General features: G+C 66.7%; 25 protein-coding genes and 1 riboswitch. Of the genes, 5 read left to right on the forward strand and 20 right to left on the reverse strand.

Annotation, left to right across the window (positions count from 1 at the left end):
• Nucleotides 1-6: 6 nt before the first annotated feature.
• The 14 genes from VUG52_RS20485 to cobO all read right to left on the reverse strand — a co-directional run bounded on the left by VUG52_RS20485 (nt 7) and on the right by cobO (nt 12,031).
• The gene (locus VUG52_RS20485) at nt 7-129 is read right to left on the reverse strand and encodes a hypothetical protein (RefSeq protein WP_256205968.1); all 123 of its coding nucleotides are present in this window, start codon (nt 127-129) and stop codon (nt 7-9) included.
• Nucleotides 126-1,328: an MFS transporter gene (locus VUG52_RS20490; protein WP_050704558.1), complete on the reverse strand. Its 1,203-nt coding sequence runs from the start codon at nt 1,326-1,328 to the stop codon at nt 126-128. Before VUG52_RS20490 ends, VUG52_RS20485 begins: the two co-directional genes overlap by 4 nt.
• Nucleotides 1,329-1,392: 64 nt before the next feature.
• Entirely contained in the window at nt 1,393-1,797 is a 405-nt protein-coding gene (locus VUG52_RS20495; RefSeq protein WP_050704557.1) for a MarR family winged helix-turn-helix transcriptional regulator, read from the reverse strand.
• Between the two features lie 42 nt (nt 1,798-1,839).
• On the reverse strand, nt 1,840-2,964 hold the full coding sequence (locus VUG52_RS20500; RefSeq protein WP_371263130.1) for a glycoside hydrolase family 5 protein: 1,125 nt from the start codon (nt 2,962-2,964) through the stop codon (nt 1,840-1,842).
• A gap of 298 nt (nt 2,965-3,262) precedes the next feature.
• The gene (locus tag VUG52_RS20505; protein ID WP_331832019.1) at nt 3,263-3,997 is read right to left on the reverse strand and encodes an adenosylcobinamide-GDP ribazoletransferase; all 735 of its coding nucleotides are present in this window, start codon (nt 3,995-3,997) and stop codon (nt 3,263-3,265) included.
• A gap of 1 nt (nt 3,998) precedes the next feature.
• Complete coding sequence (gene cobC, locus VUG52_RS20510; RefSeq protein WP_262952195.1) at nt 3,999-4,568, reverse strand: alpha-ribazole phosphatase family protein; 570 nt, start codon at nt 4,566-4,568, stop codon at nt 3,999-4,001.
• Nucleotides 4,565-5,620, reverse strand: a complete 1,056-nt coding sequence (gene cobT, locus VUG52_RS20515) for a nicotinate-nucleotide--dimethylbenzimidazole phosphoribosyltransferase (RefSeq protein WP_050704553.1) — start codon at nt 5,618-5,620, stop codon at nt 4,565-4,567. Before cobT ends, cobC begins: the two co-directional genes overlap by 4 nt.
• Complete coding sequence (gene cobU, locus VUG52_RS20520) at nt 5,617-6,138, reverse strand: bifunctional adenosylcobinamide kinase/adenosylcobinamide-phosphate guanylyltransferase (RefSeq protein ID WP_050704552.1); 522 nt, start codon at nt 6,136-6,138, stop codon at nt 5,617-5,619. The genes cobT and cobU overlap by 4 nt, the downstream gene beginning before the upstream one ends.
• Before the next feature lies 1 nt (nt 6,139).
• Nucleotides 6,140-7,594: a cobyric acid synthase gene (locus VUG52_RS20525; protein WP_050704551.1), complete on the reverse strand. Its 1,455-nt coding sequence runs from the start codon at nt 7,592-7,594 to the stop codon at nt 6,140-6,142.
• A complete protein-coding gene (gene cobD, locus VUG52_RS20530) occupies nt 7,591-8,583 on the reverse strand; it encodes a threonine-phosphate decarboxylase CobD (protein WP_331832020.1) in 993 nt (330 codons plus the stop codon). The genes VUG52_RS20525 and cobD overlap by 4 nt, the downstream gene beginning before the upstream one ends.
• The gene (gene cbiB, locus VUG52_RS20535) at nt 8,576-9,484 is read right to left on the reverse strand and encodes an adenosylcobinamide-phosphate synthase CbiB (protein WP_050704549.1); all 909 of its coding nucleotides are present in this window, start codon (nt 9,482-9,484) and stop codon (nt 8,576-8,578) included. Before cbiB ends, cobD begins: the two co-directional genes overlap by 8 nt.
• Nucleotides 9,481-10,131, reverse strand: coding sequence for a 5,6-dimethylbenzimidazole synthase (gene bluB, locus VUG52_RS20540; protein ID WP_050704548.1), 651 nt, complete (start codon nt 10,129-10,131; stop codon nt 9,481-9,483). The genes cbiB and bluB overlap by 4 nt, the downstream gene beginning before the upstream one ends.
• Entirely contained in the window at nt 10,128-11,423 is a 1,296-nt protein-coding gene (locus VUG52_RS20545) for a cobyrinate a,c-diamide synthase (protein WP_331832021.1), read from the reverse strand. The genes bluB and VUG52_RS20545 overlap by 4 nt, the downstream gene beginning before the upstream one ends.
• On the reverse strand, nt 11,420-12,031 hold the full coding sequence (cobO, locus tag VUG52_RS20550; protein WP_028690903.1) for a cob(I)yrinic acid a,c-diamide adenosyltransferase: 612 nt from the start codon (nt 12,029-12,031) through the stop codon (nt 11,420-11,422). The genes VUG52_RS20545 and cobO overlap by 4 nt, the downstream gene beginning before the upstream one ends.
• A gap of 112 nt (nt 12,032-12,143) precedes the next feature.
• Nucleotides 12,144-12,362: riboswitch (cobalamin riboswitch) on the reverse strand.
• 152 nt (nt 12,363-12,514) lie between these two features.
• Here cobO and VUG52_RS20555 point away from each other — a divergent pair.
• Entirely contained in the window at nt 12,515-13,093 is a 579-nt protein-coding gene (locus VUG52_RS20555) for a hypothetical protein (protein WP_050704546.1), read from the forward strand.
• A 53-nt stretch (nt 13,094-13,146) separates the two neighbouring features.
• Here VUG52_RS20555 and VUG52_RS20560 read toward each other — a convergent pair whose 3' ends face one another.
• From VUG52_RS20560 to VUG52_RS20580, 5 genes are all read right to left on the reverse strand, one after another.
• Nucleotides 13,147-13,680 (reverse strand): C40 family peptidase, encoded by a 534-nt coding sequence (locus VUG52_RS20560; RefSeq protein WP_050704545.1) that lies wholly within the window; start codon nt 13,678-13,680, stop codon nt 13,147-13,149.
• Between the two features lie 146 nt (nt 13,681-13,826).
• Complete coding sequence (locus VUG52_RS20565; protein ID WP_050704544.1) at nt 13,827-14,462, reverse strand: C40 family peptidase; 636 nt, start codon at nt 14,460-14,462, stop codon at nt 13,827-13,829.
• A gap of 125 nt (nt 14,463-14,587) precedes the next feature.
• The gene (gene hda / locus VUG52_RS20570) at nt 14,588-15,292 is read right to left on the reverse strand and encodes a DnaA regulatory inactivator Hda (RefSeq protein ID WP_050704543.1); all 705 of its coding nucleotides are present in this window, start codon (nt 15,290-15,292) and stop codon (nt 14,588-14,590) included.
• A gap of 208 nt (nt 15,293-15,500) precedes the next feature.
• On the reverse strand, nt 15,501-16,574 hold the full coding sequence (locus VUG52_RS20575; protein WP_197866841.1) for an AI-2E family transporter: 1,074 nt from the start codon (nt 16,572-16,574) through the stop codon (nt 15,501-15,503).
• Nucleotides 16,575-16,585: 11 nt separating this feature from the next.
• On the reverse strand, nt 16,586-17,641 hold the full coding sequence (locus tag VUG52_RS20580) for a DUF2066 domain-containing protein (RefSeq protein ID WP_050704541.1): 1,056 nt from the start codon (nt 17,639-17,641) through the stop codon (nt 16,586-16,588).
• Nucleotides 17,642-17,983: 342 nt separating this feature from the next.
• Between VUG52_RS20580 and purM the strand changes: the two genes are divergently transcribed.
• The 4 genes from purM (at nt 17,984) to VUG52_RS20600 (ending at nt 20,844) form a co-directional block, all read left to right on the forward strand.
• Nucleotides 17,984-19,042 carry a phosphoribosylformylglycinamidine cyclo-ligase gene (purM, locus tag VUG52_RS20585; protein ID WP_050704540.1) on the forward strand — a complete coding sequence of 353 codons (1,059 nt, stop codon included), beginning with the start codon at nt 17,984-17,986 and terminating at the stop codon, nt 19,040-19,042.
• Nucleotides 19,042-19,686 carry a phosphoribosylglycinamide formyltransferase gene (gene purN, locus VUG52_RS20590; protein WP_050704539.1) on the forward strand — a complete coding sequence of 215 codons (645 nt, stop codon included), beginning with the start codon at nt 19,042-19,044 and terminating at the stop codon, nt 19,684-19,686. The genes purM and purN overlap by 1 nt, the downstream gene beginning before the upstream one ends.
• An 8-nt stretch (nt 19,687-19,694) precedes the next feature.
• Nucleotides 19,695-20,405, forward strand: coding sequence for a DUF3108 domain-containing protein (locus VUG52_RS20595; protein WP_050704538.1), 711 nt, complete (start codon nt 19,695-19,697; stop codon nt 20,403-20,405).
• Between the two features lie 256 nt (nt 20,406-20,661).
• The gene (locus VUG52_RS20600) at nt 20,662-20,844 is read left to right on the forward strand and encodes a hypothetical protein (RefSeq protein WP_028690913.1); all 183 of its coding nucleotides are present in this window, start codon (nt 20,662-20,664) and stop codon (nt 20,842-20,844) included.
• A gap of 46 nt (nt 20,845-20,890) precedes the next feature.
• On the opposite strand, the gene VUG52_RS20605 is transcribed toward VUG52_RS20600, so the two are convergent.
• A complete protein-coding gene (locus tag VUG52_RS20605; protein WP_050704536.1) occupies nt 20,891-21,430 on the reverse strand; it encodes a DUF2058 domain-containing protein in 540 nt (179 codons plus the stop codon).
• Nucleotides 21,431-21,446: the final 16 nt, after the last annotated feature.

A 21,446-nucleotide genomic window follows, 5' to 3' on the forward strand; every position in this document is an offset into this window, starting at 1 on the left:
TAGCGCTTAACACAGGCTCATGCCCAACTGCATCAACGCCAGCCCGCCCTTGTGCCAGCCCCACCACACCAGCGCCAGCACCAGCACTGCGGCGACCAGCAGCAGGCCACGCCCGAGCAGGCGGTTCATGCGGCCTGGGCCTGCAGGCGGGCGACCGGGCGCTCGCGCACCGGCCAGTTCAACGCCGCGGCCAGCAGGCTGAGTAGAATCGAGATCTGCCACACCAGGTCGTAGCTGCCGGTCTGGTCATACACCACCCCGCCCAGCCAGCCACCCAGGAACGCGCCCAACTGGTGGAACAGGAACACGATGCCGCCGAGCATCGACAGGTTGCGCACGCCGAACAGCGTAGCCACGGTGCCATTGGTCAATGGCACCGTGGACAGCCACAGCAGGCCCATGGCGATACCGAACAGGTAGGCACTGAACTGGGTCACCGGCGCCCAGAGGAACAGCACGATGACTACGGCGCGCAGCAGGTACAAGGCGGTCAGCAAACGCGGCTTGGACATGCGCCCGCCGAGCCAGCCGGCGGTGTAGGTGCCGACGATGTTGAACAGGCCGACCAGCGCCAGCACGGTGGTGCCGGTGATCGCCGGCAGGTGCTGGTCGACCAGGTAGGCCGGCAGGTGCACGCCGATGAACACCACCTGGAAGCCGCAGACGAAAAAGCCCAACGCCAGCAGCCAGAAACCGGAGTGCGAGCAGGCCTCGCGCAGCGCCTGGCCAAGGCTCTGTTCGGCACCATGGCTGGGCAGCGGTCGGTCACGCAGCATACCTACGAACGGCACGATCAGCGCCACCATCAGGCCCAGCACCAGCAACGCCGCCGACCAGCCCAGCCACTGGATCAGGCCGAGGGTGCCGGGAAGCATGGCAAACTGGCCGAAGGAGCCGGCGGCGCTGGCGATGCCCATGGCCATGCTGCGCTTTTCCGGCGGCACCGCGCGCCCGACCACGCCGAGGATCACCGAGAACGAGGTGCCGGACAGGCCGATGCCGATCAGCAGGCCGGCGCTCAGCGACAGCGACCAGGCCGAATCGGCCATGCCCATCATCACCAGGCCGGCGGTGTAGAGAATGCCGCCGATCACCACCACCTTGGCCGCGCCCAGGCGGTCGGCCAGGGCGCCGGTGAACGGCTGGGCCAAGCCCCAGATCAGGTTCTGCAGGGCGATGGCGAAGGCGAACACCTCGCGGCCCCAGCCGAACTCGGCGCTCATCGGCGCCAGGAACAGGCCGAAACCATGTCGCACCCCCAGCGACAGCGCCAGGATCAGCGCCGCCCCCAGAAGTACCCAACCGCTGCTCCGCCAAAGGGAAGTCATTGTCGTTGTCTCCAGCCCATCGCAAGGTTGATACGGGTATATACCCGCTTTATGTCGTAGTCGTTCAGGCAAGCTGCTCCAGCAAGCGCACCAACTCGTCACGCTGGCTTTCACCCAGTCGCTCCACCAACTGCGCCTGGGCCTGCTGCCAGGCCGGGTAGGCGGCGTCCAGGCGCGCTCTGCCCGCCTCGCTCAGCAGCACCACGCGGTTGCGCTGGTCGTCGCCGTCGGCAAGACGCACCAAGCCATCGGCCTCGAGCACCTTGAGGTTGCGGCCCAGAGTGCTTCGCTCAAGGCCCATGGCCTCGGCCAGGCAGGTGATACTGGGGCGGTCGAGGCGCTGCACATGGCGCAGCAGGGAAAACTGGGCGACATTGATGCCGAAGCCGGCAAGGGCCTCGTCGTAATGCCGGCTCACCCCACGGGCGGCGCGACGCAGATGGGTACAGATGCATTCACTGGTCAGCATGGTTACGTGTATATACCCGCATTATGGATGTTGCAAGAAATTTCACGGTGTCGGGTCAGGCTGCAGGCGCTGGCGGATCGGCTCGAACTCGGCCGTGGCCTTGCGCGGCAAAGGGTCCGGCGCGGCGTTCTCGATGGCTTGCCAATAGCGCCACGGCACCTTGGCCGAACCCAACTCGTAATCCATGCCATCCCAACTGTCCTCGCGGAAGCTGTAGAAGGCCCAATGCAATTGCTGGCGATCCAGCACTGTGAGCACATCCTCCAGGTATTGCTGGCACCCGGGCAGCCGGCGCATGCAGCCGAACTCGCCCACCACCAGCCGCGAACGCGGCAATTTGATCGAATCAGCCCAGTCCACCGGTTGCTGAAGATAACGGGCTACCTGTTCGGCACCCCACTGCCGGGTCTGCCCGGCAAACGGCACTGGCCCCGGATAGGCGAAGGGTTGCTGGCGGGCAAGATTAGGCGCACTGGTGGCGGCATAGGGTTCGTACATGTGCACGCTGTACAGCACACGCTCATCCTCCAGTGCCTTGGGCCAGTAGCCGAAGGCATCGGCCGCGGCGTACCAGCCAGCATCGACCATGATCGGCGTCTTGCCGTCGACCTCACGGATCGCCGCCAGCAACTGCCGATAGAGCGCCGGCAGGTCACGCGCCCCGCCCTGTTCGCGGGCGTACCACTGCTTCATCCGATCAAGGTCGGCGTGCTCGGCCAGGCCGCCGTGCTTCTCGGGTGCGGGCTCGTTGATGAGGTTGTAGGCGGCAACGGCCGGGTGATCCTTGAGGGCCTGGGCAACGTCTCGCCAGAAACGGGCGGACTGGGTCCAGTAGCGCTTGTCCTGCCATAGCCTGTCGTCGAAGCGATTCTGGTTGTTCTGCGCCCAGCGCATGCCGGGGAGCGACAGTGGTGTGATGACCACCTTGAGGCCGGCAGCGTGGGCGCGATCCAGCGCCGCAATGAGCTGCTTCAGGTCGGCGTCGGCCAAGCCCTGGTAATCGTCGGCGTTGCCCAGCAGGAAATCGCGTTCGGCCGGGTGCCATTTATCGTAGGAGAGGCGCACCCAGCTGGCGCCGTAGCCTTTCAGGGCATCGAAGTAGGTTTGGTCCGGGGGCAGGCGGTTGAAGCTGTTGCCGCCGTGGCGGGGGGTGTTCCAGAAATCGATCAGGTCGGCGGCGGTGGCGGGTATGGCGGCAAGGGCCAGCAGGCTGGCGAGTATCCAGGGGTGCATGGCAGGGGCTCCTGATATTTGGAGGGGCGAACGAGGATAGCCGCAATACGTGGGGATGGTTTCCGAGATCCATGCAGGACACGTCCGCTTTCTGTAGGAGCGGCCTTGTGCCGCGAAAGGGCCGCAAAGCGGCCCCGGCGATCATTGCATTAACGCTGAAATCCTGGGGCCGCTAGGCGGCCCTTTCGCGGCACAAGGCCGCTCCTACACAGGGGAACGTGTCGGTCTGAAGCTATGCGCGTAGTGCCAGGGTAATTACCACCGTCAATTCCAGCAGTTCCAACAGCGCCCCGGCCGTATCTCCTGTGGTTCCACCCAAGCGACGGCACATCAGCTTACGCAGCCACACGAATACCACCAACGCCGCCAGCAGTGGCCACAGCACCGCCGAGCCTCCCAATGCCAGTCCGGCCAGCGCAGAAACCGACAATACCCAGGTCGCGCCGCGCCGGGGCAGGTGTTCGGCCAGGGCCGCACCCAGTCCACCCGCACGCACGTAAGGCGTGCCGAGAAACAGCCCAAGCATCGCCGCCCTTCCCACCACAGGCGCCAGTACCAGCAGGCCGCCAGCGCCCCGCTCGACCAGCACCCAGAGGGCACAGAACTTCAGCAGCAATACCAGCACCAGCGTGACCACGGCAATCGGCCCGCTGCGCGGGTCCTTCATGATCTGCAAGGTGCGCTCGCGATCACCGAAGCCCCCCAGCCATGCGTCGGCGCTGTCAGCCAGGCCGTCCAGGTGCAGCCCGCCGCTGAGCAGCACCCACAGCGCCAGCAGCAAGGCCGCGTGCAAGGGCGCTGCAGTGCCATGCAACAGATGGCTGGCCAGCCACAGGAACAGGCCAAACAGCAGCCCTACCAGCGGATAGCACAACAGCGAAAGCCCCATCTCCCGGGGCTCCGGCATGCCCGGCAAGCGCACCGGCAGACTGCTGAGGAACTGCAGGGCGATCCAGAACGGCAACATCTCAACCCACCTCGCGCATCTGGCCGTCGTTCTCCAGCATCAGACGAGCCAGCGTGCCATGCCCGACCTCGACCTGAAGCAATTGCTCACGTGGCAAGCCACGTGCCCGCGCCAGGAGAAGACGCATCACCCCGCCATGGGTGACCATCAGCACGCGCTTGCCTGCGTATGCACGGCGCATGCCCTCGACCGCCGCCAGCACCCGTTCGGCAAAAGCCAGCACCGGCTCGCCGCCCGGCGGGGTGAAGGCATACGGGTCATTCCAGAACTGCCCCAGGGCATCGGCGTCGACCTGCATGATCTGCGCGGCGCTCTGCCCTTCCCACTCGCCGAAGTGCAGCTCGCGTACACCGGCCTCGCGCAGCACCGGCAGGTTCAGCCGCGCCCCCAGCTCATCGGCGAACACCGCACAGCGCTGCAACGGCGAACTGACCAGCACGTCCCAGGGGCCGGCGTCGGCGACGGCCTGGCGCATCTGCGCCCAGCCGGTTTCGGTCAGGGCGTCGTCGAGGCTACCGCGCAGGCCGCCACCCAGTTCGGTCTCGCCGTGACGCAACAGTTCGAGGATCATGCCGGGCGATCCGCCACCGCCGCCTCGGCAAAGGTCGCCATCTGCCCGTGCAGCGCGCAGGCAAGGCGGATCAGCGGCACCGCCAGCGCCGCGCCGCTGCCCTCGCCCAGGCGCAGCCCCAGGACCAGCAGCGGCTCGGCCTCCAGGGCCGCCAGCAGGGCCTTGTGCCCCGGCTCGGCGCCCTGGTGGGCAAACAGCAGCCAGGGGCGGCACTGCGGATTGAGGCGGACCGCCACCAGGGCGGCGACGCTACAGATGAAGCCATCGACCAGCACCGCCACGCCATGCTGCGCGCACGCCAGGTAGGCACCGGCCAGCGCGGCGATCTCGAAGCCTCCGACACAGGCCAGCGCCTGCAGCGGCTGATCGGCGCGCAGACCGTGCAACACCAGGGCACGCTCGATCACTTCGGCCTTGTGCCGCACACCGGCGCTGTCCAGGCCGGTGCCCGGGCCGCTCAGTTCGCGCGCCGGGCAGCCCAGCAAGGTACTGGCCAGCGCGGCGGCGGCGGTGGTGTTGCCGATGCCCATTTCGCCGCCGATGAACAGCTGGGCGCCGTTGTCGAGTGCGCGCAGGGCACTGTCGCGCCCGGCCTGCAGCGCCGCAGCCAGTTGTGCGTCGGTCATCGCCGGCTGACGGGCGAAGTTGGCGGTGCCGGGCCCAAGATTCAGGTGATGGACACCTGGGAGTTGCAGCGTCGGGTCGATCGTACCGAGATCAACCACCTCAAGGTCCGCCTCCAACTGGCGCGCCAACACGCTGATCGCCGCGCCGCCGCCGACGAAGTTGCGCAGCATCTGCCCGGTCACCGCCTGCGGGTAGGCAGAGACGCCCTCCTCCACCACGCCATGGTCACCGGCGAAGATCGTGATGGCGACCCGCTCCAGGCCGGGACGTTCGCGCCCTTGCAGGCCGGCCAGACGGATCGCCAGGCCTTCGAGCTGGCCGAGGGAACCGGCGGGTTTGGTCAGCTGCTGCTGACGGGCTCGGGCCTGGTCCATGGCGGCGGTGTCGAGGGGTTGGCAGGCGTCACGCCACCACATCTGGGTCATAGGGCAGGTCCTTTGAGCATGAGAGGGAGGCCGGCCACGGTCAGCACCACGCGCTGGCAGCGTTCGGCCACGGCCTGGTGCAGCGTGCCCGCCAGGTCGACGTAGCGACGGGTCAGTTCGCCCATGGGCACCACGCCCAGGCCGGTTTCATTGCTGACCAGGACAAGGGTGCCCGGCAGCTGTTCCAGGCAATCGAGCAGCGCATCGCGCTCCTGTGCCAGGCGCAGGTCATCCTCGAGCATCAGCAGGTTGGTCAGCCACAGGGTCAGGCAGTCCACCAGCAGGCAGCGCCCTTCGGCGGCTTCGGCGCGCAGCACCTTGGCCAGCGCCACGGGCTCTTCCACCAGCCCCCAATGGGCCGGACGGCGCTCGCGGTGCAGGCGCACGCGTTCATTCATCTCGCCATCCAGCGGCTGGCTGGTGGCGATGTAGGTCACCGGCAGGCCGCTGGCCTCGGCCAGTTGCTCGGCCAGGCGGCTCTTGCCCGAACGGGCGCCGCCGAGGATCAGGTTGCGCATGTCAGGCGACTCCACACAGTTGGCGCAGGCGCGCGGTGTCCAGGTGCTGCTCGACCAGGTCGGCCAGGCGCTCGATATCGTGTTCGCGCAGGGCCTCGTAGTCGACAGGCTGCACCTCGGCCAGACCCGCCCAGCGCAGCAGCGCGGCACACGACTGTGTGCCCTCGAACAGGCCATGCAGGTAGGTGGCGAGAATCTGCCCGTCGGCGCTGATGGCCCCGTCGGCGCGGCCATCGGCCAGTTGCACCGCCGGACGCTCCAGCGCCGGGCCGTGGGTAACCCCGGCATGGATCTCGTAACCCGACACCTGTGCCTGCTCGAGACCGAGCAGGCCTGCCACGTTGCGCAGTTGCTTCTCGGCCTCCAGCACGGTGCTGTAGGCCAGCAGGCCGAGACCGGCGCTGGAACCGGCGGGCCCTTCCAGGCCCAGTGGGTCATGCACCTGCTCGCCGAGCATCTGCAGGCCGCCGCAGATGCCGATGAGCTTGCCGCCGTAGCGCAGGTGCCGGGCGATGGCGGCGTCCCAGCCACGCTCGCGCAGTTGCGCCAGGTCGCCTCGCACGCTTTTGGAGCCTGGCAGGATGATCAGGTCGGCGGGCGGGATCGGCTGGCCCGGGCCGATGAACTGCAGGTCCACCTGCGGATGCAGGCGCAGCGGGTCGAAGTCGGTGTGATTGCTGATCCGCGGCAGCACCGGGACGATCACCTTGAGCACGCGCTCGCCCTTCGCCCCTTGGCGGGTATCGATACCGTCCTCGGCCTCCAGGTGCAGGTCGGTGACATAGGGCAGCACGCCCAGCACCGGCTTGCCGGTGCGCTGCTCCAGCCAGTCCAGGCCCGGCTGCAGCAAGGCGATGTCGCCACGGAAACGGTTGATGACAAAGCCCTTGACCCGCGCCTGCTCGCTCGCCGACAGCAGCTCCAGGGTGCCGACCAGGTGCGCGAACACGCCGCCCCGGTTGATATCGGCCACCAGGATCACCGGGCAGTCGACCGCCTCGGCGAAGCCCATGTTGGCGATGTCGCCGGCACGCAGGTTGATCTCCGCCGGGGAACCGGCGCCTTCGACCATCACCACCGGGTAGGCTGCGCTCAGGCGCTCGTGGGATGCCAGCACCGCCTGCATGGCGATGGACTTGTAGTCGTGGTAGGCGACGGCGTTCATACTGGTCACCGCGCGGCCATGGACGATCACCTGGGCGCCGGTGTCGCTGTTGGGCTTGAGCAGCACCGGGTTCATGTCGGTGTGCGGCGCCAGCCGGCAGGCCTGGGCCTGCACCGCCTGGGCGCGGCCGATCTCGCCGCCGTCGGCGGTCACGGCGCTGTTGAGCGCCATGTTCTGCGGCTTGAACGGCACCACGGCGATGCCCTGGCGCAGCAGCCAGCGGCACAGGGCGGTAACCAGCGTGCTCTTGCCGGCATCGGAGGTGGTGCCTTGCACCATGAGGGTGGTCATGCCGATTCCTTCTGGTAGTCCGCCAGGGCCTGGGCCAGGCGTAGTTCGTCGGCGGCCGTGGCGGGCAGGCCGAAACGCAGCGCGGGCGGCTGCTCGAACAGGCGCACCAGGATGCCGCGGCGGGCGAGAAAGTCATGCAGGTGCGCGGCGCGCTCATCACGCACGTACTGGAACAAATCGCAGCCGCCGCTGGGTGGCAGGCCTGCGTCGTCGAGCAACGAAGCCAGGCGCTGGCTGGCCTGGGCGCAACGGGCAATCTGCGCCTTATGCGCCGCGTCGTCGGCGAAACAGGCCTGCCCCAGCACACGGGTCGGGCCGCTGACGGTCCAGGGCCCGAGTGCCTCGGCCAGGCGCCGCAGCACATCGGCCTGGGCGACGACAAAGCCCAACCGCACACCGGCCAGGCCAAAGAACTTGCCGAACGAGCGCAATACGATCAAGCCCGGTTGCCCGGCCTGCTCGACCACGCTGTGTTCGGGCGCGGTGTCCATGAAGGCTTCGTCCACCAGCAGCCAGCCACCGCGCTCGGCCAGACGCCTATGCCAGGCCAGCAGGCGTTGGCGGGTTACCCGGTGGCCAGTGGGGTTGTTGGGGTTGACCAGCACCAGGACGTCGAGGCTGTCGAGCACCTCCTCGACCTTGCTCTCGTCCAGCTCGACCAGCGTGTGCCCTGCCCGTGCCCAGGCATGCTGGTGCTCGGCATAGCAAGGCGAGAGTACCCCGACCCGCCCGCTCGGGCGTAGGTACGGCAAGGCCTGGATCGCTGCCTGGGAACCGGCCACCGCCAGCAACGGCTGCGCGCCATAGTACTGCCGCGCCGCCGTCTCCAGGCCGTCCTCGGTCTCCGGCAAGCGGGCCCAAGCCTCCAGCGGAATCGACGGTATCGGGTAAGGCCATGGCGCGATACCGCTGGACAGGTCGAGCCACTGCTCCCGTGGGATGGCGTACTGTTTCACCGCCCGCAGCAGGCGGCCACCGTGTTCAAGCATTCAGATAGGCTCCCACGCAGATCAACAGCACCCACAGCCACACGCCGCGCTGCACCAGGCTCCAGCCGCGCTCGATGGCCTCGGCGTCGGCCATCGGCCCTTCACCCAGGCGCGGCCGTTCGTGCAACTCGCCGTGATACACCGCCGGGCCGCCCAGTTCCACGCCTAAAGCGCCAGCCCCCGCCGCCATCACCGGGCCGGCGTTGGGGCTGTCCCACAGCGGCGCCTGGTTGCGCCAGCAGGCCAGGGCCAGGCGGGTCTTGCCCAGCAGCGCATAGGTCAGCGCCACCAGCCTGGCGGGAATATAGTTCAGCCCATCGTCGATGCGCGCCGCGCACCAGCCGAAGCGTTCGAAGCGCTCGTTGCGATAGCCCCACATGGCATCCAGGGTATTGCTCAGGCGGTACAGCACCACCCCCGGCGCACCGGCCACGACGAACCAGAACAGCGCGGCGAACACCGCGTCGCTGCCGTTTTCCAGCACCGACTCGGTGGCCGCCCGGGCCACGGCGGGCTCGTCCAGCTCGCGGGTCTCGCGACTGACCAGATAACCGACGCGCCGCCGCGCCTCGGCCAGGTCCCCCTGGCGCAATGCCTGGGCCACCGGCAGCACATGCTCGCCCAGGCTGCGCAGGCCCAGGGCGCAGTACAGCGCCAGCACATCCACCAGCCAGCCGATGTACGGCAGCCAGGAGAGGATCAGCGCCAGCAGGGTCAGCGGCACCACCGCCAGGAACCACGCGGTAACGCCATGGCTGCGCCAGCCGCGCCCACCGGCGTTGAACCGTTGTTCAAGGCGCGAGGCGAAGTTGCCGAAGCCCACCAGCGGATGGCGTCGGCGCGGCTCGCCCAGCAGCGCATCCAGGGCCACGCCCGCCACGGTCAGCAAGGCCACGCTCATGGGCGCTCTCCCCAATGGTTCTCGTACAGCATCTCGCTCAAGGGCCGTTGCTCGGCCCAGTCTTCCAGTACCAGCATCGGCGCCGGATAGAACTCGGTCACCGGCCCCAGGCACAGCACCGCCATGGGCTTGGCGCCTACGGGCATGCCCAGCAGCTCGGCCAGGGCCTCGGGGTCGAACAGCGACACCCAGCCCATGCCCAGCCCTTCGGCGCGTGCCGCCAGCCACAGGTTCTGGATGGCGCAGGCCAGCGAGGCCAGGTCCATTTCGGGCAGGGTGCGGCGGCCGAAAACGTGCGCCTCGCGCTTGTCCATCAGCGCGGCCACCAGCACTTCGGCGCAGTCGTTGATGCCTTCGACCTTGAGCTTCATGAATTCATCGGAGCGCTCGCCCAGGGCTTCGGCGGTGCGCACCCGCTCCTGCTCCACCAGCGCCTGGATCCGCTCGCGCAATGCACGCTGGCTGATACGGATGAACCGCCACGGCTGCATCAGGCCCACGCTGGGCGCCTGATGGGCGGCGGCGAGCAGGCGCCCGAGCAACTCGGGGGCCACCTCGCCCCCGGCGAAATGGCGCATGTCGCGGCGTTCGCCAATGGCCCGGTAGATGGCCTGGCGCTCGGCTTCGCTGTAGGCGTGTCGGCTCATGGTCGCAGCAGCGCCGCCGCCGCGTCGGGGTTGGAGGGGAAATAGAAGTGCACGTAGGAGGCGGTCAGGCGCCCCAGGCGATAGACCGCCTCGTTGCCCCGCCCACCGTTGGGGCTCAGGCCACGGGCGATCGGCGCCAGCTCGGTGCTGGTCAGCGAATGGTGGTAGGTGTGGCCACGCAGGGTGCCTTCGGGCAGCTCGACCGCCTGCAGGGCCAGGGCCGCCAGGCGCTTCTGCATGGTCGCCTCACCCGGCAGCAGGCCCAGCAGCGCGGCGCGCTCGCCTGCCACGTCGGTCAGTGCATCGAGCAGGTAGAGCATGCCGCCGCACTCGGCCAGCAATGGCTTGCCGGCGGCATGATGAGCGCGGATCGCTTCCAGCATCGGTGCGTTGGCGGCCAGCGTCTGGTGATGCAGCTCGGGGTAGCCGCCGGGCAGGTAGAGGCTGTCCACCACGGGCAGCTCGCGATCATGCAACGGCGAGAAGAATTCCAACTGCGCGCCGAGGCCACGCAGCAGCTCGAGGTTGGCGCCGTAGGTAAAGGCGAAGGCTTCGTCACGGGCCACGCCGATACGCACCCCAGCTAGCGACGAGGTCATACTCACCGGCTCAGGCCCGGCAAAACGGACCGGAGGCGGCAACGCGGCATCGCAGCTGTCGCCCAGTGCTTCGGCGGCGGCATCCAGGCGTGCATCCAGGTCATTCAACTCGCTGGCCTGGACCAGGCCAAGGTGACGACTGGGCAGCTCGATGCCGCGCTCGCGGGACAACCCGCCGTACCAACGCAGGCCTTCGGTCAGGCTGCCTTCAAGCAGTTGCGCATGGCGCAGGCTGCCGACCCGGTTGGCCAGCACCCCGGCGAACGGCAGGTCGGGCTGGTAGCGCGCCAGGCCCAGGGCCAGGGCGCCGAAGGTCTGGGCCATGGCCGTGCCGTCGATCACTGCCAGCACCGGGACGCCGAAGTGGCGCGCCAGGTCGGCGCTCGACGGGGTGCCGTCGAACAGGCCCATCACGCCCTCGATCAGGATCAGGTCGGCCTCACCCGCCGCCTCCCAGAGCAAGCGGCGGCTCTCGTCGGCGCCGATCATCCACAGGTCGAGCTGGTAGACCGGCGCGCCGCTGGCACGCTCGAGGATCATCGGGTCGAGAAAGTCAGGCCCGCACTTGAACACCCGCACCTTGCGCCCGAGGTTGCGGTGCAAACGGGCCAGGGCGGCGGTGACCGTGGTCTTGCCCTGGCCCGAGGCCGGGGCGGCGATCAGCACGGCGGGACACTGGCGCGACTCACTCACAGTTCGACGCCCTTCTGCGCGCGGATACCGGCCTGGAAGGCGTGCTTGAGCATGCCCATCTCGGTGACGGTGTCGGCCAGTTCGATCATTTCCGGCTTGGCGGCGCGACCGGTGACGATCACATGCTGCATCGGCGGGCGGGCCTGGATATCGGAAAGCACCTGATCGAGGTCCAGGTAACCGTGCTTGAGGGCGATGTTCAGCTCATCGAGCACGACGAACTGGATAGACGGATCCTGCAGCAACTGCCGCGAGACCGCCCAGGCGGCCTCGGCGGCGGCGATGTCACGCTGGCGGTCCTGGGTTTCCCAGGTAAAGCCCTCGCCCATCACGTGATAGCGCACCTGCTCGGGGAAACGCCGGAAGAACAGCTCCTCGCCGGTGCTGTTGCGGCCCTTGATGAACTGCACCACGCCGCACTGCATGCCATGGCCCAGGGCGCGGGCGAGCATGCCGAAGGCCGAGCTGCTCTTGCCCTTGCCATTGCCGGTCAGCACCAGCAGCAGCCCGCATTCGTTGGGGGAATTGGCGATGCGCTCGTCGATGATCGCCTTCTTGCGCTGCATGCGCGCCAGGTGACGTTCGTCGCGTTCGATGGATTCGCTCATCAGGGGTCTCCGCAGGCTGTCGCGGCGGCGGCGACAGATAAAAGGCAGGCAGACGAGGAGCGCGCAGGGGCATGGCAACAGCCACATCGCACCGCGCATCACCCTCCGTGATGCCGTTTGGCAGTGACAGGCCGGTCTCCGGGCTCATGAGCGGGCGCAGGCCCTGGCCACGCGCCTTCCCGGACATGGACATCCAGTGGCCTTGCGTAACCGTCTACTCATCTACCGTTGCGGGGGCAGCGCCGGACTCGCGCCTGCTGGCGCCCACCGGCTTCCCAGTTTCACCCTGCCGAACCGCGGCTCGCAGGGCACCTGAAACACGCCGCGAAGGTTAGAGGGTTGAATCGGGAGCGTCAATCGAACGAGGGCCGATCTGGCCTGGATCAATGGCCGATCCGCCAGCTTGTGCCACACTGAAAGCAGTGATATCACATAGCCACTATTTTCGGCTGACCTCGATCACAATGACAAGGAGAGCGCAGCATGCAAGGCCTGATCATCAACAACACGCGCCTGGAGTTCCTGCGCCCGGCCCTCGAACGCTGGGTCGACTGCATCGACCGCTTCAACCAGCTGCAGGGCGACAACGAGGCCCCCTACTGGCACGGCACGGCCACCAACGTCGGCCTGCTCGCCGCTGCCGCCTGGCAGGGTGAGCTGGTGGCGCTGGAACGGCACATGAGCAAGAAGCAGCGCGACGAGGGCGAGCGCGATGGGCGCTGCGACCTGTCGATCAGCAGCGCCGAGGAATCGCTGTACCTGCACGCCGGCCAGCGCTGGCCGCGTATCGCCCGCCTCGACCTGACAGCGGCCCTGCAGGAAACCGCCACCCTGGCCAAGCCGATCGCCTATGGCAGCCAGCTCAAGGCCGGGGCGCTCTTCGTCACCCCGTGGAAGGCCGGCCAGCACGCCAGTCCCGAGGAACTGCAGGACCTGGTGGACGACCTGCAGAAACACACCGCCTGTGCGATTGCCTGGTACTTCCCGTATGCCTACCGCAAGCTGCACAACGAACTGGGGCAGTACTATCCCGGGGTGGCGCTTCTGCTCAAACAGGCCTGATGCCAACCGGGCAATACTGGACCAAGCTCATACCCTGCCCGCGCCGGTAGGTATCAGGGATTCTGCGCCAGATGCCCCGGCGGCAACACCCGTTTGGCCTGGAGGTAGGCCTTGGCCCAGTAGCTGTTGGACAGGTAGTCCAGGCGCACGGTGCCGCCCGTCGACGGCGCATGCACGAAGCGCCCTTCACCGACGTAGATGCCGGCATGGCTGACCTGCGACCCACCGCTGGTGGCGAAGAACACCAGGTCGCCCGACTGCAGCGAATTGATATCCACATTTGGCGCGCGCATGACGATCATCTCCCGGGTCGAGCGTGGCAGACTGATACCCGCCGCATCACGGTAGACATAGCCGATCAGGCCGCTGCAATCGAATCCGGCATCCGGTGTGTTGCCACCCCAGCGATACGGTGTGCCCACCAGGCCGATGGCGCGGAACAGCACATCGTCAGCCGCAGGCGAGGAAGGCGCTTGATTGAACACCATCGGCGACTTGGGTACCGGTGCCGGTGCGGGCGCACGGCTGGAGCAGGCCGCAAGCAGGGCCACCAGGGAAAGGAATGCGAAGCGCGCCAACATCGCCATGATGCGAACGTCCTGTCGAAATCCCGACGGCCACGGCCGAAGGTAAAAATAGTTGAGAATTTAGATTAGACGCTTTCTGTAAATGCGCACGGCGGCGAGCTTTTCAGCTACGCCGCCGTGCGAGGTTACAGCATTTTGATATCAAATCAATTGCGCGAGATCGTGGTCGGCGCCATGGCGAGCGCGCGTTTGGCCTCGATGAAGGTCTTGCTCCAGTAGCGATCGCCCAGGCTGTCGATGCGCACGCCACCGCTGCGGCGGCTGCTGGAGTGGATGAACTGGTTGTCACCCAGGTAGATGCCGGCATGGCTCACGCGGCCACGGCCGTTGGTGCTGAAGAACAGCAGGTCGCCGGGCTTGAGCTTGTTGCGGGCGACCTTTGGCGCGTCGACGTTGATCATCTCGCGGGTCGAGCGTGGCAGGTTCATGCCCGCCTCTTCGCGGAACAGGTAGCCGATGAAACCGCTGCAGTCGAAGCCGGACTTCTCGGAGGTACCGCCGAAACGGTAGCGGGTGCCGATCAGGGCCATGCCGCGTTCGAGAATGCTGTCGGCCAGCACGGGCAGCTGATAAGGCTTGCCGTTGCTGGAGAAGGCGTCGAGGTCGTCTTCGCTGGCCAGCTCTTCCTCGGTGAATACGGAAGAGGCGGAAGCCTTGGCCTTGACCGATTGCTCGGTGGCCACGCGGTGGTCCTGCGAGGGCTCGACCGGGCCAGTGGAGGCGCAGCCGTAAAGTAGGGTGACAAGTGCAAGTGGCACGAGGGGTGCGAAGCGCTTCAGCATGGGCACGACCGTGTCTGTAGTCCTTTAGAAGGGGGAAACTATGCCTTCTATCGGACCCATTTGCAAATTTTATCGAAAAAGATGTGACTTTTCCGTTTTGACGCTCTGGCACCGTGTTCTCAGGGTTACCAGCCGAGGGTTTCCTTGAGGAACGGGATGGTCAGCTTGCGCTGGGCTTGCAGGGAAGCCTGGTCGAGGCGCTCGAGCAGGTCGAACAGCGCGCTCATGCTGCGCGTGCCGCGGGTGAGGATGAAGTGGCCGACTTCGTCGGTCAGGTGCAGGCCACGGCGCGAGGCTCGCAGTTGCAAGGCGCGCAGCTTGTCCTCGTCGGACATGCCGCGCATCTGGAAGATCAGTGCCAGGGTCAGCCGCGATTTCAGGTCGGCGAGCTTGATCGGCAGTTCCCGTGGCGAACTGGACGCCGCCAGCAGCAAGCGCCGGCCGCTGTCGCGCAGGCGGTTGAACAGGTGGAACATCGCCTCTTCCCAGTCCGCCTTGCCGGCAATCACGTGCAGGTCGTCGATGCACACCAGCTCGTACTGTTCGAGGTGGTCGAGCAGTTCGACGCCGCGATCGAGCAGTTGCGCCAGGGGCAGGTAGACGGCGGGTTGACCCAACTGCTGGAAACGCTGGGTGGCGGCCTGCAACAGGTGGGTGCGGCCCACGCCCTGCTTGCCCCACAGGTAGATGAGGCTTTCGGTCCAGCCGGCGTCGGCTTCGCACAGCCGCTCGACATAGCCCAGTGCCGCAGCATTGGCGCCGGGGTAGTAGTTGATGAAGGTGGCGTCGTCGCGCAGACGCACACCCAGGGGCAACTGGATCGGTTTCATGCTCGCGGGCGGTCGCGGGGACCACAGGGGGCCTTTGATGAACAGTGTGCAAAGTCTATACCCGCAGCGCGGACGGCACAATCGGCGAGGGGAATAGCGCAAGTAAAATCAAGTAGTTGCACTGTTTCACAAGCATCGCGGGGCAAGCCTGCTCGCACGTTATCGCCCCTGCCAGGGTAGCGTGGGAGCGGGCTTGCCCCGCGATTGATCATAGGTCGGGGTCGATCTCCCCGGCATACATGTCCGACTCCTTGTACAGGTCATGCACATGCCGCAGCAGCACCATGATCACCGCCGCCACCGGCAACGCCAGCAACACCCCGGTAAAGCCGAACAGCTCGCCGCCGGCCAGGATCGCGAAGATCACCGCCACCGGGTGCAGGCCGATGCGGTCGCCCACCAGCAGCGGTGTCAGCACCATGCCTTCGAGCGCCTGCCCGACCATGAACACCGCGACGATGCCCAGCATCGGGTAAAGCTCACCGCCGAACTGGAACAACCCGGCGACCAGCGCCGCGCCGATGCCGATGATGAAGCCCATGTACGGCACGATCGCCGCCAGCCCCGCGAGCATGCCGATCAGCAGGCCCAGCTCCAGCCCCACCAGCATCAAGCCGGTGGAATAGATGACGCCCAGTGCCAGCATCACCAGCAGCTGCCCGCGCACGAAGGCCCCCAGCACCTCGTGGCACTCGCCGGCCAGCCCCACCACCTGCGGCTCGCGCTGGCGCGGCAGCAGGCTGCGCAGCTTGGCCATCATCAGGTCCCAGTCGCGCAGCAGATAGAAGCCCACCACCGGGATCAGCACCAGGTTGGCCAGCCAGCCGATCAGCGCCAGGCTCGAAGCGGTGGCCTGGGACAGCAGCACACCGACGATGTCGGTGGTCTGGCCCATGTGCTCGCCGATGGCGGCCTTGATCTTGTCGAACTTCCAGAAACCATCGGCCAGGCCCAGGCGGCTCTGCACCCAGGGCAGCGCCACATGCTGCAACCAATCGAGCATCTGCGGCGCCAGCTCGTACAGGCGCAACAGTTGCTTGGCCAGCATCGGCACCAGCACCAGCAGCAGGGCCAGGAAGATCAAGGTGAACAGGCTGAACACCACCACCACGCCCCAGGTGCGCGACAGGCCGAGCCGCTCCAGGCGATCCACCAGCGGGTCTGCCAGGTAGGCCAACAGGATGCCCACCAGGAACGGCGAGAGGATGTTGTGCAGGAAGTACAGCAGCACGGCGATCACAAAAGCCGCGCCCAGCCAGATCCAACGACGCATATCAATCATTCAAGTATTCCTTACCAGCGAAAACGCAGGCCGTCGAACGGCTTGGCGGCGGTGGCCGGTGGCGTCGCGCCGGCCGGATCCTGCGTGCTCGGCGCAGGCGTGGCGGGCACAGGCTCGGCGGGCAGCTCCTGGAGCTTGGCCAGGCTCAACTGCGCGCGCAGCTGCTCGCGATTGCCGCTGACGCGATAGGTCAGGGTACCGCCATCGGCCATCTGCAGGCGCGCGCCATAAGGCTCGAGCACCCGGCTCAGCTCGGCGTAGCGCGCCAGGTTCATGCCCTGGACCTGCACCTGCAGGTCGCTGCTGGCGCCGGGGCGGGTGACGTAGCGCGGCGCCAGGCGGTTGCTCACCGCCAGCAGCACGGCATCGGCCAGGGCTGCCTGGTCGGCGCCCTCGGCGCTGCCCTGCTCACGCTGATCGCCCAGCCACAGCTGCCACTTGCCCTGCCACTTGCCGTCGGCCTCGTGGGCGTGCACCGCCAGCAGCGCATCGGCGCCATAGCGCTCGGAGGCCTCGCGCAGCGGCGCCGGGTCGTTGCCTTCGAGCAGCTTGGCATTGGCCACCAGTTGCTCCTGCAGGTCGGCCAACGGCAGGCGCAGGGGCAGGCCACGGTGCTGGGCGGCCCGGCGCAGGGGTTCGGCGACGGTCTGGCCATCGCCGACCAGGCTGCTGCCCTCGACGCTGTCGTTCAGCCACCAGCCAAGGATCGACGGCCGATTGCTGCCCCACAGCGCCAGGCCAGCCTGGCGCAGGGCGCGCTCGGTGCTGCCGGGGTCGAACTCGACCAGCACCGACTCCGGCGGCCCGGCCTCGGTGCCGACCTGGTTGATGATCTGCTGCGGGTCCTTGCGCAGGGCGGCCAATGCCGGGTTCTGCGCCGCCTTGGGATCGCCGGTCAGGCGCAACACCAAGGTATCCAGGGCCTTGCCGGTGGCCTGGGCGCGGGCTTCGCCGCCCTGCCCTTCGACCGGTTCGCGCACCTGATACAAGCCAGAGACGGTTTCGGCCTGGGCGACGCTGCCGGCCACAGCCAGGCAGGCACCCGCGAGGAAATTGAGAAGACGCATTGAGGATTCCTGTCCAGATGACCTTGGGGCGACACGCCCTTGCCTGTCGGCTGTGACCGCGCAACCATGGAAAATGCTCCGCGTTGCCAGCCCGTTGCGTGGGTCGCCATGCCTATACCTTATACAGGCACCGGCGCGGCAACCAGTCGCACGGGGTGAAACACGGTTTTTTGCCCAGATTTCCCGCCTGCCCGTCGGCCTGAGGATGGCCGCCTTGGGGCAACCCTGATAAAATCGCGCGCCTTCGCAGACCAGTGACGTACAGGCAGCCGCCGTTTCTGAAACCGGCCTTGGCCGTCCCGGTCGTTTTTCTGAATCCCTCCCTCCTAAAGGCCTGGATCAATGAGCAAGCAACCCTCCCTGAGCTACAAAGACGCCGGTGTAGACATCGACGCCGGCGAAGCACTGGTCGAACGCATCAAGGGCGTCGCCAAGCGCACCGCACGTCCTGAAGTCATGGGTGGCCTGGGCGGCTTCGGCGCCCTCTGCGAGATCCCGGCCGGCTACAAGCAGCCGGTGCTGGTCTCCGGCACCGACGGCGTCGGCACCAAGCTGCGCCTGGCGCTGAACCTGAACAAGCACGACAGCATCGGCCAGGACCTGGTCGCCATGTGCGTCAACGACCTGGTGGTGTGCGGCGCCGAGCCGCTGTTCTTCCTCGACTACTACGCCACCGGCAAGCTCAATGTCGACGTGGCCGCCACCGTGGTCACCGGCATCGGCGCCGGTTGCGAACTGGCCGGCTGCTCGCTGGTCGGTGGTGAAACCGCCGAGATGCCAGGCATGTACGAGGGTGAAGACTACGACCTGGCCGGTTTCTGCGTCGGCGTGGTGGAAAAGGCCGAGATCATCGACGGCTCGAAAGTGGTCACCGGCGACGCCCTGATCGCCCTGCCGTCCTCCGGTCCGCACTCCAACGGCTACTCGCTGATCCGCAAGATCCTCGAGGTTTCCGGCACCGACATCGACAACACCCAGCTCGACGGCAAGCCGCTGGCCGACCTGCTGATGGCGCCGACCCGCATCTACGTCAAACCGCTGCTGCAGCTGATCAAGCAGACCGGCGCGGTCAAAGCCATGGCCCACATCACCGGCGGCGGCCTGCTGGACAACATCCCGCGCGTACTGCCAAAAGGCGCCCAGGCCGTGGTCGACGTGGCCAGCTGGCAGCGTCCGGCGGTATTCGACTTCCTGCAGGAAAAAGGCAACGTCGACGAGCATGAAATGCACCGCGTGCTGAACTGCGGCGTGGGCATGGTCATCTGCGTGGCCCAGGACCAGGTCGACAACGCCCTGAACGTGCTGCGCGCCGAAGGCGAGCAACCGTGGGTGATCGGCCGTATCGACGTGGCCGCCGAAGGCGCCGCCCAGGTCGAGCTGCAGAACCTCAAGGCACACTGATGCCCTGCAATGTAGTCGTGTTGCTGTCGGGCTCCGGCAGCAACCTGCAGGCACTGATCGACAGCAACAGCGCCAGCGACAGCCCGGCACGCATCCGCGCGGTCATCTCGAACCGTGCCGATGCCTACGGCCTCGAGCGCGCCAAGGCCGCCGGCATCGAAACCGCCGTGTTGTCGCACACCGGGTTCGACGGGCGCGAAGCCTTCGACGCGGCGCTGATGGCGCTGATCGACGGCTTCCAGCCCGACCTGGTGGTGCTGGCCGGTTTCATGCGTATCCTCAGTGGCGATTTCGTGCGCCACTACCAGGGCCGCCTGCTGAACATCCATCCGTCACTGTTGCCGAAGTACAAAGGCCTGCACACGCACCAGCGCGCGCTGGAAGCGGGCGACGCCGAGCACGGCTGCAGCGTGCACTTCGTCACCGAGGAACTCGATGGCGGGCCTCTGGTCGTACAGGCTGTGGTGCCCGTGGCAACGGACGACACCGCGCAGACGCTCGCCCAGCGCGTGCACCTGCAGGAACACCAGATCTACCCGCTGGCGGTGCGCTGGTTCGCCGAAGGACGCTTGCGTCTGGGCGAACAGGGTGCATTACTGGATGGCCAGCCGCTGGCGGCCAGCGGTCACTTGATTCGATCCTAGGAGAATTTATGCGTCGCGCCCTGCTCTTGGCTCTCGCCGTGCTCGCCCTGCCCCTCCAGGCAGCTGATCTGAAGCCTTTCGCGGCCAGCTACACCGCCGACTGGAAACAGCTGCCGATGAGCGGCACCGCCGCACGCAGCCTGGAAAAGAACGCCAACGGCACCTGGAGCCTGAACTTCAAGGCTTCGATGATGATTGCCAGCCTGACCGAGCAAAGCACCCTCAAGTTCGAGAACGACACCCTGCTGCCGCAGCAGTATCACTTCGAACGCGGCGGCCTGGGCAAGGCGAAGAAGGTCGACCTGAACTTCGACTGGGCCGGCAAGAAGATCACCGGCAGCGACCGTGGCGACGCCATCAACCTGCCGCTCAACCGCGGCGTGCTGGACAAGTCGTCCTACCAGCTGGCCCTGCAGCATGACGTGGCCGCCGGCAAGAAGAGCATGACCTACCAGGTGGTCGACGGTGACGAGATCGACACCTACGACTTCCGCGTGCTGGGCACCGAAAAAGTGACCACCAAGACCGGCCAGGTCGACGCGATCAAGGTCGAGCGCGTGCGCGACCCGAGCCAGAGCAAGCGCATCACCGAGCTGTGGTTCGCCAAGGACTGGGACTACCTGCTGGTGCAACTGCGCCAGGTCGAGACCGATGGCAAGGAGTACGTGATCGTGCTGCAGGATGGCACGGTCGATGGCAAGGCGGTCAAGGGTAACTGATACCGCTGCCTGCAATGCCCGAAGCCCCGCCTTGTGCGGGGCTTCTTTTTTGGCCAATACCTGTATCGCCAAATCGCGGGGCAAGCCCGCTCCCACGCAGGTTTGTGATCGGTTCGTGGGAGCGGGCTTGCCCCGCGATTTGGCCCTTTCATGAAACTTGTTTCATCGCCGTTTTATTTACTTAGCCTGCTAACAAATTCTATAAAGGAGGCCTGCGACAGAGTGCCGCAGCCAACCGAAGAAGTGGAGTTTGACGATGACAGTCCAGGTAACCGAACGCGACGAATCGAAAATGTCCCACGAAGGCCAGGCCGCTGGCCTGCGGATCTGGGACGTGCATCAACAAGGCCAGCTGGTCGGCATGTTCCATGACGAGCAACAGGCTCACCAGTACCGCATGGAGCTGGAGTACCTCGAGCGCCAACGCCCGGCGCAGTGACCCGGCCCTGCAACAAAAAACCCCGCCAAGGCGGGGTTTTTCGTGCTTACCACATGAGATCGTCAGGGATCTTGTAGGCCGCGTACGGATCGTCCTCGTCCGCCTCCTCGACATGGGTATTGAGCAGCAGGATACGGTTGGGGTCGCGCTCTTGGATCTTCACCGCCGCCTCGCGCGGGATCACCTCGTAGCCGCCGCCGTGGGCGACGATGGCCAGCGCGCCATTGCTCAGCTTGCTGCGCATCAGGGCGTTGACGGCGATGCGCTTGACCTTCTTGTCATCGACGAAGTTGTAGTAGTCCTCGGTGGTCAGCTTGGGCAGGCGGGTCGCCTCGATCAGTTGCTTGATCTGCGCGGCACGGGCCTTCTGCTCGGCCTTCTCCTGGACCTGGCGATTTAACTCCTGGTCCTTCCTGGCCTTCTCGGCCATGGCTTCCTTGGCCAGTCGTTGCTGGCTGTCGTCCACCTCCACCTGACCCTTGTGTTCCAGGCGTTTCTGTTTCTTCTGGGCTTTGTTGGTCTGCGAGACCTGTTTCTGGTTGACCAGGCCGGCTTTGAGCAATTGGTCGCGAAGGGAAAGGCTCATGGGTGTTCACTCACTT

It is taken from the genome of Pseudomonas sp. LH21 (assembly GCF_036549575.1).
GTDB classification, from domain to species: domain Bacteria; phylum Pseudomonadota; class Gammaproteobacteria; order Pseudomonadales; family Pseudomonadaceae; genus Aquipseudomonas; species Aquipseudomonas peradeniyensis.